The 15,207-nt window shown below is 50.5% G+C and carries 17 protein-coding genes; 8 read left to right on the top strand and 9 right to left on the bottom strand.

From position 1 onward, the window contains the following. Positions 1-9 precede the first annotated feature (9 nt). From ACEN9J_RS13740 to ACEN9J_RS13730, 3 genes are all read right to left on the bottom strand, one after another. The gene (locus tag ACEN9J_RS13740; protein ID WP_413764342.1) at positions 10-966 is read right to left on the bottom strand and encodes a glycosyltransferase family 4 protein; all 957 of its coding nucleotides are present in this window, start codon (positions 964-966) and stop codon (positions 10-12) included. Between the two features lie 67 nt (positions 967-1,033). Beyond that, positions 1,034-2,359, bottom strand: coding sequence for a hypothetical protein (locus ACEN9J_RS13735; protein ID WP_413764341.1), 1,326 nt, complete (start codon positions 2,357-2,359; stop codon positions 1,034-1,036). 10 nt (positions 2,360-2,369) lie between these two features. Next, positions 2,370-3,551 carry a hypothetical protein gene (locus ACEN9J_RS13730; RefSeq protein WP_413764340.1) on the bottom strand — a complete coding sequence of 394 codons (1,182 nt, stop codon included), beginning with the start codon at positions 3,549-3,551 and terminating at the stop codon, positions 2,370-2,372. 48 nt (positions 3,552-3,599) lie between these two features. Here ACEN9J_RS13730 and ACEN9J_RS13725 point away from each other — a divergent pair, with 48 nt between their 5' ends. After that, positions 3,600-3,731: a hypothetical protein gene (locus tag ACEN9J_RS13725; RefSeq protein ID WP_413764339.1), complete on the top strand. Its 132-nt coding sequence runs from the start codon at positions 3,600-3,602 to the stop codon at positions 3,729-3,731. A gap of 32 nt (positions 3,732-3,763) precedes the next feature. On the opposite strand, the gene wecC is transcribed toward ACEN9J_RS13725, so the two are convergent. From wecC to ACEN9J_RS13700, 5 genes are all read right to left on the bottom strand, one after another. Further along, positions 3,764-5,056: a UDP-N-acetyl-D-mannosamine dehydrogenase gene (gene wecC / locus ACEN9J_RS13720; RefSeq protein WP_413764338.1), complete on the bottom strand. Its 1,293-nt coding sequence runs from the start codon at positions 5,054-5,056 to the stop codon at positions 3,764-3,766. Positions 5,057-5,069: 13 nt separating this feature from the next. Beyond that, entirely contained in the window at positions 5,070-6,185 is a 1,116-nt protein-coding gene (gene wecB / locus ACEN9J_RS13715; protein ID WP_413764337.1) for a non-hydrolyzing UDP-N-acetylglucosamine 2-epimerase, read from the bottom strand. Position 6,186: 1 nt separating this feature from the next. Continuing rightward, positions 6,187-6,558 (bottom strand): MarR family EPS-associated transcriptional regulator, encoded by a 372-nt coding sequence (locus ACEN9J_RS13710; protein WP_413764336.1) that lies wholly within the window; start codon positions 6,556-6,558, stop codon positions 6,187-6,189. A gap of 279 nt (positions 6,559-6,837) precedes the next feature. Beyond that, positions 6,838-9,102: a polysaccharide biosynthesis tyrosine autokinase gene (locus ACEN9J_RS13705; RefSeq protein WP_413764335.1), complete on the bottom strand. Its 2,265-nt coding sequence runs from the start codon at positions 9,100-9,102 to the stop codon at positions 6,838-6,840. Further along, the gene (locus ACEN9J_RS13700; RefSeq protein ID WP_413764334.1) at positions 9,099-9,533 is read right to left on the bottom strand and encodes a low molecular weight protein-tyrosine-phosphatase; all 435 of its coding nucleotides are present in this window, start codon (positions 9,531-9,533) and stop codon (positions 9,099-9,101) included. Before ACEN9J_RS13700 ends, ACEN9J_RS13705 begins: the two co-directional genes overlap by 4 nt. 306 nt (positions 9,534-9,839) lie before the next feature. Between ACEN9J_RS13700 and hisI the strand changes: the two genes are divergently transcribed. From hisI to tatC, 7 genes are all read left to right on the top strand, one after another. Further along, a complete protein-coding gene (hisI, locus tag ACEN9J_RS13695; RefSeq protein ID WP_413764333.1) occupies positions 9,840-10,229 on the top strand; it encodes a phosphoribosyl-AMP cyclohydrolase in 390 nt (129 codons plus the stop codon). Further along, positions 10,226-10,606 carry a phosphoribosyl-ATP diphosphatase gene (locus ACEN9J_RS13690; RefSeq protein ID WP_057595256.1) on the top strand — a complete coding sequence of 127 codons (381 nt, stop codon included), beginning with the start codon at positions 10,226-10,228 and terminating at the stop codon, positions 10,604-10,606. Before hisI ends, ACEN9J_RS13690 begins: the two co-directional genes overlap by 4 nt. A 47-nt stretch (positions 10,607-10,653) precedes the next feature. Beyond that, entirely contained in the window at positions 10,654-11,043 is a 390-nt protein-coding gene (locus ACEN9J_RS13685; protein WP_296783012.1) for a DUF4870 family protein, read from the top strand. Beyond that, a complete protein-coding gene (locus ACEN9J_RS13680) occupies positions 11,033-11,392 on the top strand; it encodes a histidine triad nucleotide-binding protein (protein WP_057595254.1) in 360 nt (119 codons plus the stop codon). Before ACEN9J_RS13685 ends, ACEN9J_RS13680 begins: the two co-directional genes overlap by 11 nt. A 62-nt stretch (positions 11,393-11,454) precedes the next feature. After that, positions 11,455-11,700 (top strand): Sec-independent protein translocase subunit TatA, encoded by a 246-nt coding sequence (gene tatA, locus ACEN9J_RS13675; protein WP_413764332.1) that lies wholly within the window; start codon positions 11,455-11,457, stop codon positions 11,698-11,700. A 12-nt stretch (positions 11,701-11,712) separates the two neighbouring features. After that, a complete protein-coding gene (gene tatB / locus ACEN9J_RS13670; protein ID WP_209544646.1) occupies positions 11,713-12,174 on the top strand; it encodes a Sec-independent protein translocase protein TatB in 462 nt (153 codons plus the stop codon). Positions 12,175-12,255: 81 nt separating this feature from the next. Then, positions 12,256-13,062 (top strand): twin-arginine translocase subunit TatC, encoded by an 807-nt coding sequence (tatC, locus tag ACEN9J_RS13665; protein ID WP_413764331.1) that lies wholly within the window; start codon positions 12,256-12,258, stop codon positions 13,060-13,062. An 888-nt stretch (positions 13,063-13,950) separates the two neighbouring features. Here tatC and ACEN9J_RS13660 read toward each other — a convergent pair. Beyond that, a complete protein-coding gene (locus tag ACEN9J_RS13660) occupies positions 13,951-15,024 on the bottom strand; it encodes an acyltransferase family protein (protein ID WP_413764330.1) in 1,074 nt (357 codons plus the stop codon). Positions 15,025-15,207: the final 183 nt, after the last annotated feature.

Raw genomic sequence — 15,207 nt, 5'->3', positions numbered from 1 at the left:
GCTTGACGGTTAATTTATATCTGCCATCACCGCGCGAAGATCGCTGACTTTACGCGCGAACGAGTACAGGGACTTTAGGCGTTTGGTGGACTGCAATTCCAGGTCTTCTGACAATTCTTTGTTGGCCAATAGATCTTTTATCGCTTGAGCTAGCTGCTTCGGATTGCCTGGCTTTACATATATGCCATTTTCACCAATAACATTTCTAACCTCCCCCACGTCACAGGTGATGATATTGCATCCGGCAGCCATGGCCTCCGCGGTAGCGAGTCCAAAACCTTCGTAGTGCGAAGGCTGCAAATAAATTCTAGACTTTGCGAAAAGATTCAATTTTTCTTCGTGGGTGACTTCACCAAGCATTTTAATTTGATTTTCGAGCCCGGTCTTTTCAACTTGCTGTTTGAGCGCCATAAACCCATCGCCTTGCTTGCCAGCCAAAACTGCGTTTACCACAGTCCCACTGTCGCGCAAAATTCTTATTGCTTCAACGATGTCCCATACGCCTTTGCGTTTCAAATTTTCGGAGCCCGACCAAGCGATATTGAGAAGTCCTGAACGTGGCGCGTCAAGCTTAGCAATATTAAAGTAATCGTCTGCTATTGCGCAAGGAAAGTAATGGCTCTTGCTGAGTTTGAAGTAGGCTGGAACTTCCTTGAACTCCGCCTCACTTACAAAAAGATTTGCAGATGCTAATTTGACTCCGAGCCAAATGAGAAAACGTTGATGAATCGGACGGGAAAAATAATCCAAACCTAGAGATTTGTTTTCCAATCGAAAATTAAAAACCCCAGTAACTAAGGCGGGCCTCCCTAACAGGCGTGTAAAAATGACGGGGATAAATGCATACGTCCACCACCAAACAAAAAGAATATCGAATTTCAAAGGAATATCGCGGTAGCGAGTGCAGATGATTACTTCGTATCCAAGAACTTTGAAGGCCTCGATATCTTGGCGGTAATATTCCATGGATTGGATATTTTCGATGGTATCTCGGCAATAAAATGCTATCTTTTTTTTCATGGAATTGAGGGAATTACGCTATTTTTGGCGATCGAACTGACTTCGACGAGCTAAAAAATTTGATCATCGAAAGTGTCATTGCGGAGAAGACGATAAAATATGTCGCCGAGCTATCGTCGCCGCGCAAGAGAAGCAAAGTAGAAGAAAGAAAGGAGCTTATCAATGCAACTTGAAGAGGGCCGCGTCTTTTTCGAATAAATCGATCAAGAAAGCCCAGCCCCAGAGGGAATAGGGCCGCAAAAATAAAACCTCCCCACCACTCGAAACTTAGGACCAGCAGCCCGATCAGGCTAGGGGGCATGTTTCCACGCCTAATCTGATCGCCAGCATCAATAGCATCAGAGAAGATTGCTGAAATATCCTCTACTTTGAGCCCGAAGCTATAGTCAACTGGGAGAAAGAAAAAAAGCTGGCGACGCAATAACCCCAGAGGAATGGAAAATCCATCATTGAGATTCATGTGCAGAGCTGTAGCGCTTACATTGTAATAATATGGAAGATCGCCGCGCGTCAAAAGTTGTTCGATCATGTTGGGAATCTCTGTCGCCAAATCGACGGAATCTCCAACGGCATAACTAAAAAGAATTCCCCGCCCAATTTGCCAGAACGCTAAGATAGTGGCTAAAAAAATGAGCCAGAAGGTCTGCTTTTTGCTTAAAAAAATCGAATAATTGCTCCTGACATACTGCGCCGCAAATATTCCTGAGGCAATATAGATCAACCATTTGCGGTCTTTGGATAGAGCTCCATAGCCGATTAAAATAAGCAGGCTTGCTGCCAAGAGAAAATATTTTTTATTTGACAATGTCAAATAAACTGCGGCGGGGGCGAGGGCGATAAAATAAGATGAAATGACCGTTAATGTCGATGAGTATGCTTCGTTTTGGAACCACTCGAACCGACTTGCTATCAGTAATTCGCCAATCGAAAGTCCGGTTGAGTCAACATAAAGAAAAACTCCCAATGCCAACAAGCTAAAAATAAATAGCGAAAGAGAATGCGAGCGTTGCCACTTTTCCATTGATCCAGCGCCGATTTCTGTTGGAGAAGGAATGGGTTTGGAGGTTGAAAAGTAGATTCCAATAAGTATTATGAAATTATACGCTTGGAAGATAATATAAACGAAGGGGTCGGAGATCGCGTCTATTCTGCGGGAGTCAACGGAAATTGCCCCTTCAGCAAGCATTCGACCTATGACCGGATAGATGCAAAAAAGCGGAACGTAGCAAAGCAGAAAAACGCTTGAGGCAAAATTTCTGAATCGCTTTTGTATGGCGTTTTGCCATAAAAGAGCGCAGCCAAAAAAAGCCATTAGTGCTTCAATGAAACCTATGAGCATGACTGTCGCCTTATCGGTTTGCCTTTGCAAAGCTGCTGTGACAACTTAAGTAAGCTGCACTGGTTGCCGCTACGATAATTAAAAGATAAACAGCGAGTGCCGAACTCTTGCCTTCGGAGAAGATCCAGAACAGGAACAGTGCCGATCCTTGAGCCGAAAATTTGATGAAAGAGTATCTGCTGAGCATAGAAGATACGTCGGACCTTACTTGCACGATAGACTGTAAAAATAGAAAAGCCAACTCCACCGAAATAAATGTCGAAAAAATGACGATGTCGAGATTTGAGTAAGGAATATTTTTTGCGACCAGCAACAAAATTGGCTTACCGGTAAGCACTAAAAATACAGGCACGATGGAAATAAACGCAAGGTTTATTCGCCGCATCTTCTTCAGGTAAGAAGGATTTATCAAGTCTGCTTGGCGAGATTTTAGAATGACTTCATAAACTTGATAGACGTTCATCAAAACGAATGCGTGAAGTACCGATAACTTGGCGAGAGCCTCGGTATCGAGCATGAAGCTGCTTATCCATATAAAGCCCCCGTACGTCAACAATCCCGTTAAATTATTTACCATGAACGGCGCGGATTTGACATACAGATTTTTGATTTTTCTAAACAGACTTGGCTCGCCCGATGTTTTTAATTTGACTTGTGGCTCTCGTGGTAAATATTTTCTTGCAAAAACTATGGTGGCAATTCCTGCCACGAGAAATGCTGCGTTTAAAATAATCAAAGCAAACTTGACGTTTTGGCCGAGCGATAGTGCTGTTGCGATAAGGACCGCTGCGGCCAAATAAACACATAGCTCTATTATTTTTCTGATCTTGTATTGATTGACTGCGTTTAGGAGTGCGCTAAACGGAATTGATATTATTCGGCATCCGATTAATGAGGCCATTGTTACCCGGTAGAAGACTATTTCTTCCTTCAGTGCAACATAGACAAATAAAGAGGCCAGCACTGCCAAAGGCATGAGCGCGACAATGGCCAAGCGAAGTATTTCTGTCCGATTCTCGGGGAGAGAGTGAATAAATTGCGTCGTAGCATACTGCCCAATCCCAAGATCAGAAGCCGTTGCAATGATCAGGATGGACGAAGTGACTGCCCACGTAACGTAATCTTGCGAGGTTGAACTGGACAGCACTATCCAGTTGATCATCAATGCAGCCAGCGATTTGCCGAGGTGCATTATGAGGCTTATTCCTGAGTCGGATAATAGAAATTTTCGAATCATGAAATGCGCGACCACGATTTGAGCGAAAAATACGGCAAGCCGTTGACTTTTTCGGTGATCTCAATTACCGCCCGCCAAAAAAAGTTTTCCACGCCATCAAACCCCATTCGCGTTTCCAGCGAATGGGGCGCATAACCGACTCGAGTTCAGAGCTCGCTGATTTCGTGTTAATTCGAAGCTTGAGTTACTCCGCAAGCGTCTATAACTCGTGCTTTCATAAGATTCGTGATTTTCAATGCCTTGAATGGTTTGTGACCGACTAAAAAAATAACGATATCTGCTTTCTCCAGTGCATCTTCAGCGCCGGTAAGCATCGCACTGCTGATTAAAACTGGTGGTAGTTCTTTGATATTCGGTTCTACGACAAGCAGAGGGCCGTTGCAATTTTTTGCGATCATGGTCGCAATTAGCAATGCGGGGCTCTCTCGTAAATCGTCAATGTCGGGCTTGAATGCGAGGCCAAAGCATGCAATAGTGAACTGATGATCGGAGTTCAACGATTTCTCTCGACGTAAATCGGTGATCGCCTGCTGAAGCTGATCAATAACCCAGTGAGGCTTGTTGTCATTAACCAGTCTCGCCGTGTGAATCAATTTTGACTCGTCGGGCGATGCGCTGACGATAAACCAAGGATCGACTGCGATGCAGTGTCCCCCTACACCAGGTCCCGGTTGTAGGATGTTTACGCGAGGATGGCGATTGGCGAGATTTATCAGCTGCCAAACGTCAATGTCAAGCTTCTGGCATATGATGGAAAGTTCGTTTGCAAATGCAATGTTTACGTCCCGAAAGCTATTTTCGGTCAGCTTGCACATTTCAGCGGTTCGTGAGTTCGTGGTTATGCATTTGCCCTGAACAAAAATTTGATACAAATCAACTGCCGCTTTCGAGCACCTGGGGGTCATACCACCGATTACGCGATCGTTTTGAATTAGTTCACGGAGTATGTGTCCCGGCAAGACTCGCTCAGGGCAATATGCAATTCTGATATCGCTTTTTTCCCCATGAGTTTGAGGGAACGTCAGATCCGGACGAATCTCGGCTAACCAGCTCGCCAATTTTTCAGTTGTACCAACAGGGGAGGTGGATTCAAGAACCACAAGATTTCCCGCTTTGAGAACGGGTGCAATCGATCGGGCCGCGCTCTCCACGTAAGCAAGATCCGGCTCGTGAGGTCCGCTTTGTCCGTCCTTGAAAGGGGTCGGAACGGCAATCAGAAAAGCATCCGCCGGCTCGGGAATGGTTACCGCGCGAAGAAATCCCTCCTTCACGGCAGCATGAACTACCATATCCAAATCTGGTTCAACGATGTGGATTTGTCCTCGATTGATCGTGTCAACAGCATTTTGATTAAGGTCAACCCCAATGACCTTGATTCCTCGGCTGGCAAAAACTGCAGCAGTTGGAAGACCGATGTAGCCCAAGCCGATCGTCGATACCGTGGAATATAAAAAGTTCATGATTTAATTGAATTCAAAGTTCGTCTAAGATTTTTTTTATTTGAAGACACGCTGTTCCGTCTCCATAAGGATTGTGAGCGCATGCCATTTTTTTATAAGAATCTGGATCGTCGATTAGCGATAGAGTCTCTCCCAAAACATTTTGGCGATCGGTGCCAATCAACTTGGCCGTCCCAGCGATTATTGCCTCCGGCCTTTCTGTCGTATTGCGCATCACTAATACCGGCTTTCCCAGCGCTGGTGCTTCCTCTTGAATTCCACCAGAATCAGTTAATATGCAGTAACTACGCTTCATTAAATAGACAAACGGGAGATAGTCTAGGGGGGAGCTGAGGTGGACATTTGGAACAGATCCTAGAATTCTATTGACTGGCTCTTGTACATTTGGGTTCAGATGAACTGGATAAATGATTTGGACCTCGCGTTGCTCTGCGATATCGCGAAGGGCCAAGCACATCGATTCAAAATTCGTGCCGAAATTTTCACGTCGATGTCCTGTAACGAGGACTAGTTTTTTTGTTGCATCGATATGACTGAACTGATCTTCCAGTTCATGTCGCATCTTTGTATCGTTGTCCAGGCGCTTGCTGATACGCATAAGCGCATCAATGACCGTGTTTCCAGTGACGTGAATCAGGTCGCTCTTTACTCCTTCATTTAAAAGGTTTTCCCTTGACTGCTGCGTCGGGGTGAAATGTAGCTGAGCTAATCTCGCGGTGATCTGGCGATTTGCTTCTTCTGGCCAAGGAGATAAAAGATCATGCGTTCGAAGCCCTGCTTCAACGTGAGCAACCTTAATTTGGTGATAGTAGGCAGCTAAACTTGCTGAAAGCGTGGTCGACGTATCTCCATGGACAAAAATCCAATCCGGCTTGAAATTTTTTAGAACATCTTCCATGCCCTGGAGAATGCCGCAAGTGAGTTGAGTCAGACTCTGCTTGGGCCGCATCAAGTTGAGATCGAAAGCGGGACTGATATCGAAGAGATCCAGTACTTGATCTAGCATTTGTCGATGTTGCCCGGTAACGCAGACCTGAACATCAAAACGATCGTTGGTTCGCAACTCTTCGATCAACGGCCCCATTTTTATGGCTTCGGGGCGAGTGCCAAATACAATAAGTATTTTCAATTTATTCTGCTTGTGTAAATTTCAAGTGGTTGAAATCTGCGTCGGATTCCAATCTTAGAGACTCGATTTCACTTTTTAGGGAATCATATTCTTCAAGCTTTCTTTTTAAGAATCGACCTGCAAGAAAAGCCTTTTCTGTTATCCCTTGTGGGGTAAGAACATAAACGTACCCAAATTTGTTTTTTGATTGGCCGAAATTTTGAACCTTTACCCAGCCTTTGTCGATCAAAGCGTTTAGGCAGTAATTCAAGCCGCCAGTACTCACGCCAAGCTGATTGGCTATTTCGCGCTGCGTGATATCAGGGTTTTTTTGAAGAATACGCAGAACACGAAAGTAGGTATCTTCTTGGAGCTTGGACCGTCTGCTGGACATCTGTGGGTTTGGTGGTTGGGTAAGCGTCAGTTGGATGGTTTGTTCGAATTCGAGCAATTTTATCGCAAAAAGCCAGAAAATCTACGCGAAGCAGACAGCTCGCAAGCAAACGTACTAGCTGAATCGTACGAAGCTCAACGGTTTTCCGTGGAGGGGTGTTAAAAGCTGCTGGTTGTCGCGTTTGCAGCTTTCGATGAGGACGGTTTTTACTCGTGTTCGGTGCGGCGGCGCGCCGCTGCTATCTAGCAGACGGCGCTCGCCTATCCACTTATTCAACCGCTATTGGGCGTTGTATTTGTATTCGGTATAGCGATAACCGCCGTAGCGATAGCCGTGGCTACCATAATGCCGGCGAGTCATGTCCATCGCATTGAAAATTACTCCACTAGGGGCTTTTCCGCCTTGTTTGAGTCTTTTGGTGCTTTCCACGAGTTCACCCATTTGAGTCAAATCTGCACGAGCAACCATCAAAACTGCGGAGGTAAGAGCTGAAACGGCAGTTGCATCTGCAGCGACCAAGACGGGAGGCGTATCGATAATCACGAGATCGTAGCGCGGCGAAAGCTCATCCAGAAGGCGAGCAAAGGTGTCAGACATCAACATGTCCGCCGGATTAACGGGATAGCGTCCGGTAGTCAAGACGTCGAGATTCGGCTGTGCTTCGCGATGAAGTGCGTCCTCGAGGCGAATATCGCCAATAAGCAGCTCGGATAATCCTTTCTCTCGTGCAAAGCCAAATTGTTTGTTTATATGGCCCTTCCGCAGGTCTGCATCAATTAGCAGAACATGCTTGCCGGAATTGGCCATGATCGACGCAAAATTTGCCGAAACAAAGCTTTTGCCAATTCCGGGAGTCGGTCCCGTAATCATAATTCTGTTGTTTTCGGCTTCTAGCAGCGCAAATTGCAATGCTATTCGCATGCTTCTGAGGCTTTCTACTGCGGTACTTTCGGGATGGGTAACCGTCAGGAGATGAAGGCCGGGAGCGCCAGAATTGATGCTTTTTTCCAATAATTGTTGCTCCGGGGTGAAAGGGATGACGGATAGGACGCTCAATCCTGTATGGCTTTCAATTTCCTGCGGGTTCCTAATGCCTCGGAAAAGCACACTTTTGGCAAGTGTCAGAGCGGCACCAGCAAAAAAACCCAACGCAAGAGCAAGAACAACGATGCGGGTCTTCTGAGGTTTTACCGGATCGAATGGTTCAACTGCAACATCGAGCAACCGGACGTTGCCGGTCTTGCCCTCTTTCACCAAGCGAAGCTGCAGGGCGTTATTCAACAAAGATTGATAGAGCTGGCTTCCCACCCGTACATCGCGTTCAAAACGAAAGGTATCTTGCTGAATTGTTGGCATCCGCCCGACCCGGGCGTTGAGAGCACCCATGTCTTTTTGTATGAGTGCGATCTGTTGATCTATTGTTTGAATGCGGGGGTGGTTACCTGTGTAGAGAGAGGTTAGCTCTCGCCGCTTTTGCTGCGCTTCCAGCAGTTTGGCCTGCAAGTCCCCGATTTGCTTCAGAGTCGCCTTTGCCTCTTCATCAAATGCAACAGTGGAGTTTTGATTTCTGAATCGCGTGTAAGCGTCTTCCGAGCGCTCCAGTTGCCGCTTGAAGTCCGGGAGTTGGGCATCCAAAAAATCTAAAGTCCGCTCGGCTTCCGCAGCTTTGCGTTCTCGATTTTGCTCGACATATTTAGTCCCGATTGCGTTTAGGATGGCTTTTAATCGGCCTCTGTCGCTGTCCTCGAGCGCTACCTTGATGACGTTGGATTGCCTGCCTTGTTCCCCCGTTTGAAGACGTTTTTGAAGGTCTTCAATCGCTTGCAAGCGGGAGGCTCGTTGAACAATAAATTCTGCGCCGACATTGGCATCTAGCTGCTCGATTTTTAGGTCGATGGATCCAGAAGGTATTTCGGCGTGAAGTGCTTGCCCAACAACTCCTTTTATCGGACTTGAAAAGGTTTTGTGATGCAGCTCAAAATGTCCGTTCTCCAAGGTCAAAATCGTAAAAGGTTTTCGATCCTGAAGCTCTTCGGGGACATCGAATTGGCTAATCACAATTGACTCATTGCCGTAGACGGTGCCTCGCATTCCGAACAGGGAAAGTGGCGTGGATTTGCTTTTTGCTCGTCGCGAGAGCCATTCTCCGATCAGCGGAGCGAAGTGTGGTTTGGCGTTGATGTAGTAGCGCGTAGAATCCACAGCTCCTCCCACAACCAGGCGGGAGCGTATAACTTCTATTTCTCCAGCGGATGGGGTTTTGATTTCAAATAGGCTGGAGGCATCCCCCAAGAAGCCTTTTGCATCTGGGGCTGCGTCTTCGACTTGAATCAGTAGATTTGAGTAATAAATCGGGCTTGTTAGTAACGCATATCCGGTGCCTGCAATTGCTGCAAGAATGGTGACAATAAGAATCAGCCATTTCCCATCAATCAATATATCCAGGTACTCTGTCAGATGTATTGAAGTATCCCCGTCTTCCGGGGTGCTGTTGTTTGCAACTGCGTTTTGTTGAGGGGCGCTCACGGTATAAGAAGAATTCATTTGATTTTTGAAATGCGATCGGCCCAAACTTGAACGCCGGAATCAATGAGTCCTAGAGCGCTGTCGAAAGCTGCACGTCCTAATTTATAAGGATCGGGGATGTCAATCTTTTTTCCTTCCCCAAGGCGAAAAACCTTTCCTCGAGTAAAGGGATAGCGGGATTCGATGTGTCGGCGCTGGTCGCTGTCCATTGTTAAAATAAGATCGCTGTTTTGACACAATTCTTGGGTCAACTGTCTCGCGCGGTGAGTCCCAATGTCTAATCCGCGTTCTCCCATGAGAGTTTGCGCAATTGGATCAGCGCTATGGCCTACTAGAGCTCCGACTCCTGCGGAACTTACGGAAAATTCGGGCAGGGCTCTGGCCATTAGTGCCTCGCCCATCGGGCTTCTACAAATGTTGCCGATGCAAATAATCAAAATTGACTTCATGAATTACTAGTATCACATTGGGCTTAGTAATCTAGAGGTTTATCTAGCGTTTAGTTCGAAGACGTGATGGATGGTCTTCTTGCGAGATCTCTAGCAGAGCCCTCGCCAGTCTGTGGATGTTGCGGAGTGTTAGCTATGCTCAGAATCCTCGATCGTTGCCTAATCGCAACAGTTGTCGATGCACTCAGTGACATAGAAGGCCTGAGCTTAAGTGAGGAGCAGCTGATTGAAGCGAAACTTTGCCTCCCAGGGTCTTGGAGTGCGAGCAGCGAATGCCATATCGTAGTTCCAAGCGACAATCTCTCGATGAAGTGGCTCGATGAAGTGAAATGGGACGCCAACGGCCTCGTGCCGGTGATCGCCCAGGAACAAGGCACCAACGACGTGCTGATGTTCGCGTGGATGAACCGGGAGGCGCTCGAGAAGACCGCCGAACTCGGCCGCGCGGTGTATTTCAGCCGCTCGCGCGGCAAGCTCTGGTTCAAGGGCGAGGAATCGGGCCACGTGCAGACCGTGCACGAGATCCGCCTCGACTGCGACAACGACGTGGTGCTGCTCAAGGTCACCCAGTTGGGCCACGAGCCCGGCATCGCCTGCCACACCGGCCGCCACAGCTGCTTCTTCAACAAGTACGAGAACGGCCAGTGGACCGTGACCGAGCCGGTCTTGAAAGACCCGGAATCGATCTACAAATGAGCGGCACCGTGAACACCAACGACGCCCTCGCACGCCTGGCCGCGGTCATCGAAAGCCGCCTGCCCGCCAATGGCGGCGACCCCGAGAAGAGCTACGTCGCGCGGCTGCTGCACAAGGGCCCCGACGCCTTCCTCAAGAAGATCGGCGAGGAAGCCACGGAAGTGGTGATGGCGGCCAAGGACGCCGACCACGGCGGCGACCGCACGAAGGTGGTCTACGAAGTGGCCGACCTCTGGTTCCACACCATGGTGGCGCTCGCGCACTACGGCCTGTCGCCCGCCGAGGTGGTGGCCGAGCTCGAGCGGCGCGAAGGCACCAGCGGCATCGAGGAAAAGGCGCTGCGCAAGGTGCAGGCCCGCGAAGCCGCCAGCGAGTGACCGCCTGAGCGCCGAGGGATGACTCTGACGACCGAAAGGACATCGCCATGCCCAACGACATCGTGAACCTTCAGCCCGACGACTCGCTCAAGACCTGGGGCTGGGTCAGCTACATCCTGCACCTGATCGTCGCCATCGGCGCCGTGGTGCCCGGTGCCCAGGCCTCGGTGCTACTGCTGCTGGTGGCGCTGGTGATCGACTTCGTGAAGCGCGACGACGCGGCCGGCACCTGGCAGGCCTCGCACTTCAGCTGGCGCATCCGCTCGGTGCTCTGGGCCGGGCTGCTGTACATCGTCACCTCGTGGCTCTGGCTGCTGCTCTTCGTCCCGGGCTGGATCGCCTGGAGCCTGATTTCGCTGTGGTTCCTCTACCGGATCGTGAAAGGCATGATCCGGATGAACGACGGCCGTCCCATGGAACCCAACGATGTCATCTGATCCGAACTGCATCTTCTGCAAAATCGTCGAGGGCAAGATCCCGTCGCGCAAGGTCTACGAGGACGAGGACGTCTTCGCCTTCCACGACATCGCGCCCTGGGCGCCGGTGCATTTCATGCTGGTGCCCAAAAAGCACATCGCCTCGATGGCCCAGTTGACGCCCGACGACGCGGCGCTGATGGGCAAGATCATGACCCTGGCGCCCAGGCTGGCGCTGGAGCAAGGGTGCAACCCCTACCCGGAAGGCGGCTACCGGGTGGTGGTCAATACGGGGACCGAAGGGGGGCAGGAGGTGCATCATCTCCATGTCCATGTCATGGGCGGTCCGCGCCCCTGGCTTCGCGGCTGAGCCGTTAAGTAAATTTGTCACATTCGCCGCGACTAAAATCGGCACATTCTTAGGAGTCTTCCATGGGTTCTTTTTCCATCTGGCACTGGCTGATCGTGCTGCTCGTCGTCGTCATGATCTTCGGTACCAAGAAGCTTCGTAACATGGGTTCCGACCTCGGCGGTGCCGTCAAGGGCTTCAAGGACGGCATGAAGGACGGCGCCTCTTCCGATGCACCGACCGCCACCGGCCCCACCGCCCAGGTCACGAGCCAGTCGGCCGCCACCGACAAGCCGACGATCGACGTCGAAGCACGCCACAAGTCCTGATCCGGGCGACACGTGCTGGACCTCGGCATTGAGAAGATGGCGCTGATCGGCGTCGTCGCGCTGATCGTCATCGGACCCGAAAAGCTGCCGCGCGTGGCGCGCACCGTCGGCACGCTGCTCGGCAAGGCGCAACGCTACGTCAACGACGTCAAGGCAGAGGTCAACCGCTCGATGGAGCTCGACGAGCTCCGCAAGATGAAGACCACCGTCGAGGACGCGGCGCGCGACGTGGAGCAGAACATCCACTCGGGCGTCAGCGACCTCGAGAAGCAGTTCTCCACTCCCGCGGGCGAAACCCTCTCGGCGCTGGCCGAACCGGAACCGGTGATGCCGGTCTACAAGCATCCGCGCAAGAACTGGCGCCTCAAGCAGGGCGCCACGCCGCAGTGGTACAAGTCCCGCAACGGCGTGCGCACCAAGGCACTGTCGGGCGCGGCGCGCGTCGCGCGCTACCGGCCGCACAAGGTCAGCTAGCAGCGACGCGGCGCGGTTTTCCCTCCACCCAGCGTTCCCACGCGCGCCGCCCGTCGGCAGCCCACGCTTTCCATCTCCTCAATGGCTGATTCCGACTCCAAGAACAAAGAAGACGAGCTCGCCGGCACCGAGCAGCCTTTCGTCGCGCACCTGATGGAGCTGCGCGACCGGCTGCTCTACTGCGTCTACGGCATGGCGATCGCCGGCATCCTGCTGGCGATCTGGCCCGGCCCGGGCGGGCTGATCGACATCATCGCGATGCCGATCCGCGCCCACATGCCGCCCGACGCCAAGCTGATCGCCGTGGGCGTGTTCTCGCCCTTCTTCGTGCCGCTCAAGGTGCTGATGATGGCCGCGGTGCTGCTCGCGCTGCCGTGGCTCATGTACCAGGCCTGGATGTTCGTGGCACCGGGCCTCTACACCCACGAGAAGCGCTTCGCGCTGCCGCTGATCATCTTCGGCAGCCTGCTGGCCTATGCGGGCATCGCCTTCGTGCAGCTGTTCGTGCTCGACAAGATGTTCGGCTTCATCCAGAAGTTCACGCCGGCCGCGGTCGCGGCCACGCCCGACATCTCCTCGTACGTCGAGGCCATCCTGTCGCTGTACCTCGCCTTCGGCGTCGCCTTCCAGGTGCCGATCGTCGTGATGCTGCTGGTGCGCTTCGAGATGGTGACCATCGAGAAGCTGCGCTCCTTCCGCGGCTACTTCATCGTCGTGGCCTTCATCGTGGCCGCCGTGCTGACGCCGCCCGACGTGGTGTCGCAGCTCGCGCTGGCGATCCCGATGTGCGTGCTGTACGAGGTGGGGATCATCGGGGCCAAGTACTTCTCGCGGGCCTCGAGGTCGCCGGAGGAGGAGGAAGCTGGTTCCGCTTCAAAAACGCCTTGATAAATTCTGCAGAGATCGGCGAGGGTGTGTTGGCTGCGCAACAGTCTTCACCGCCAAGTGACTTGCATAATTGAATTCATGGTGGACCTGTGCGTTGCGATGGCGCTAAATATCCTTCAGTAACCTGTGCGTGCTCGCAATCAGTGTGACCTTCTTGCACGCACTTGTCGGCCACCAGCAGATACCTGCAGCAAGCTTTGAGCGCCAGATTGCATCTCATCACCGTATGATGATTGTCGCCATATAGAGCGTCGCCACCCATCAGCTCGCTCATTTCCAGATACGCCGAATGTATCTGGCGACGTCAAATTTCGAGGCGCCACTCGCAGTTGGTTGACTTTGCGGAGCTTGGGCCGCCCGATCAGCAGCGCGGCAATGGCCGCGTCGATATCCGATATCCCGCCCAGTTCTCGCGCCAGAGATGGTGGATTTCCGCAAGCACCTTAGCTTCGCCGCCGCCAGTTGAACCCGATCTGCCCTTGATCCGTTGGCGGGGGCATGCGCGCTATGTGTCTGCCGCTCCCATGCAAGTGCTGCAGCTCTGCATCAGCCACCGAATCAAAAAAGCGCTGGCGTTCTAGGTGCAGGTGACGACTAACCTTTTGAAGCTTGCTTGAGGCCAGGGGCCAGTCATGCAGTTGGCGATTGCGGCAATTTGGTGTCGACCAGACTTGCACCACGTAGAAATTTTGGAGCGATTCAATTTTCTATCTTGTGATAAGCCAAGGCTTATATTTTGCAGAGCACTATATCAGTGGGAAGGTCCTGAAAATGCACGAATATCAAACATGAAATTTGAAACCGCAAAGCATCAGTCATCTCTTGGAAAGGCTCGTCTTTCCGCTGCCTGTTAATTATTTTTGGGGGCAAGGTTCTATTAATAGAAGCTTAGGGGTGCTGGAGAGGGCCAATGGGTTTTAGGGAGTTTTTCTTTAAAAGCAAAGCGGGCTTTTCAATGAAAAACCAAGATGTGAATGCAAATGCAATGGTTAGGACGAGTGCTGCCAAAATGCTCGGCGTGGAAAAAATGAGCAGGAGGTTTATAATTGGCATGTGCCAAACGTATGTCCCATAGCTAATGTCGAAACTGAGTTTTAGATATTTTGTTCCGAAGGCTAGCCACGTTATTATGGCGACATAGAAGAAGAAATAAAAAATCCCCAGGCGGTTATTTGTTGCTCCAAATAGAGGGTTTGAATCAAGTCCGAGCCAAATGAGTATTCCAAGGGGAATGACTCCAAATGGAAGAAATCTCATGCAGGACTTGATGATGCTGTAATGTTTCGCTGCCAAAATTCCAAAACCAAACATCCAGCCCCACACAATCGGAGTCAAGGACAGAATATCGTAGAACGTTTTTTCTCGAAATATTGGCTTTGTCCATATGATGGGGCCAAAGGCGTAGATCAAAAACGATGTGAATGTAAAAAGAAGCGTTGCCGAGCGCAAACTACGCTCTGTCCGTGCTATGACCGGAACAAGTGCATAGAAAATTATTTCAGTAGTCAATGTCCAAAGCGACCCATTTATAACGCCCACTCCAACATCTCGAAAAAGCGCAGGGTTGTAAGCTTGTCCCAGTGTTATTTGTGCAAGAAACCAAGTTGAGTAGATTGGAAATTTCTCAATTAATTCTTGGGGGCCGTGGGAAAGCAGCACAATGACCATTCCGCCTGTTGTTACGAAAACCAACCCGGGAAATAGTCGCAGGAATCTATTTTGAAAATAACGCGACCCTTGAGCGTTGAGATAGGAGGCGTAAATTAAAAAACCGCTAACGAAAAAGAAGGCGGGCACTCCCGGAAAGTGCCTAAGAAATTCCAGAAAAACATATTTTTTTTCAAAATGCTCTGTTGCATGAGAAAAGACAACTTGCAACGCGAAAGCCAACCTTAGCCACTCCAGATTGTTTTGCTTGGGGAAGTGAATTTTCGGAAAGTGGAATGCGATTGATTTTGTCAAAAATTTCTCCTTTTGCAATCAGGCTTTGCGTTTTTAATTAATGCATGAGCTCAATTGCTCGGAGTTGGGCATGGATTCCGTCGCTTTTTATGTCTGTCATGCTGTCGGAGGCGGTGTTGATCCGTCGACTTCTTTTCTACTGTGCAATGTGCACTTGTGCTAAGCGGTGAAGTTAAATGCATA

The organism is Variovorax sp. Varisp41, from assembly GCF_047325085.1.
Classification (GTDB): Bacteria; Pseudomonadota; Gammaproteobacteria; order Burkholderiales; family Burkholderiaceae_C; genus Variovorax.
The sequence above is the reverse complement of the archived record's forward strand: the minus strand, read 5'-3'. Positions and strand labels throughout refer to the sequence as shown.

Bases quoted from the DNA above. Each gene is read 5' to 3' on its own strand.
- ACEN9J_RS13740 (WP_413764342.1), bottom strand. From the start codon at position 966: ATGGAATATTACCGCCAAGATATCGAGGCCTTCAAAGTTCTTGGATAC.
- ACEN9J_RS13735 (WP_413764341.1), bottom strand. From the start codon at position 2,359: ATGCTCATAGGTTTCATTGAAGCACTAATGGCTTTTTTTGGCTGCGCT.
- ACEN9J_RS13730 (WP_413764340.1), bottom strand. From the start codon at position 3,551: ATGCACCTCGGCAAATCGCTGGCTGCATTGATGATCAACTGGATAGTG.
- ACEN9J_RS13725 (WP_413764339.1), top strand. From the start codon at position 3,600: ATGCGCGACCACGATTTGAGCGAAAAATACGGCAAGCCGTTGACTTTT.
- wecC (WP_413764338.1), bottom strand. From the start codon at position 5,056: ATGAACTTTTTATATTCCACGGTATCGACGATCGGCTTGGGCTACATC.
- ACEN9J_RS13710 (WP_413764336.1), bottom strand. From the start codon at position 6,558: ATGTCCAGCAGACGGTCCAAGCTCCAAGAAGATACCTACTTTCGTGTT.
- ACEN9J_RS13705 (WP_413764335.1), bottom strand. From the start codon at position 9,102: ATGAATTCTTCTTATACCGTGAGCGCCCCTCAACAAAACGCAGTTGCA.
- ACEN9J_RS13700 (WP_413764334.1), bottom strand. From the start codon at position 9,533: ATGAAGTCAATTTTGATTATTTGCATCGGCAACATTTGTAGAAGCCCG.
- hisI (WP_413764333.1), top strand. From the start codon at position 9,840: ATGAAGTGGCTCGATGAAGTGAAATGGGACGCCAACGGCCTCGTGCCG.
- ACEN9J_RS13690 (WP_057595256.1), top strand. From the start codon at position 10,226: ATGAGCGGCACCGTGAACACCAACGACGCCCTCGCACGCCTGGCCGCG.
- ACEN9J_RS13685 (WP_296783012.1), top strand. From the start codon at position 10,654: ATGCCCAACGACATCGTGAACCTTCAGCCCGACGACTCGCTCAAGACC.
- ACEN9J_RS13680 (WP_057595254.1), top strand. From the start codon at position 11,033: ATGTCATCTGATCCGAACTGCATCTTCTGCAAAATCGTCGAGGGCAAG.
- tatA (WP_413764332.1), top strand. From the start codon at position 11,455: ATGGGTTCTTTTTCCATCTGGCACTGGCTGATCGTGCTGCTCGTCGTC.
- tatC (WP_413764331.1), top strand. From the start codon at position 12,256: ATGGCTGATTCCGACTCCAAGAACAAAGAAGACGAGCTCGCCGGCACC.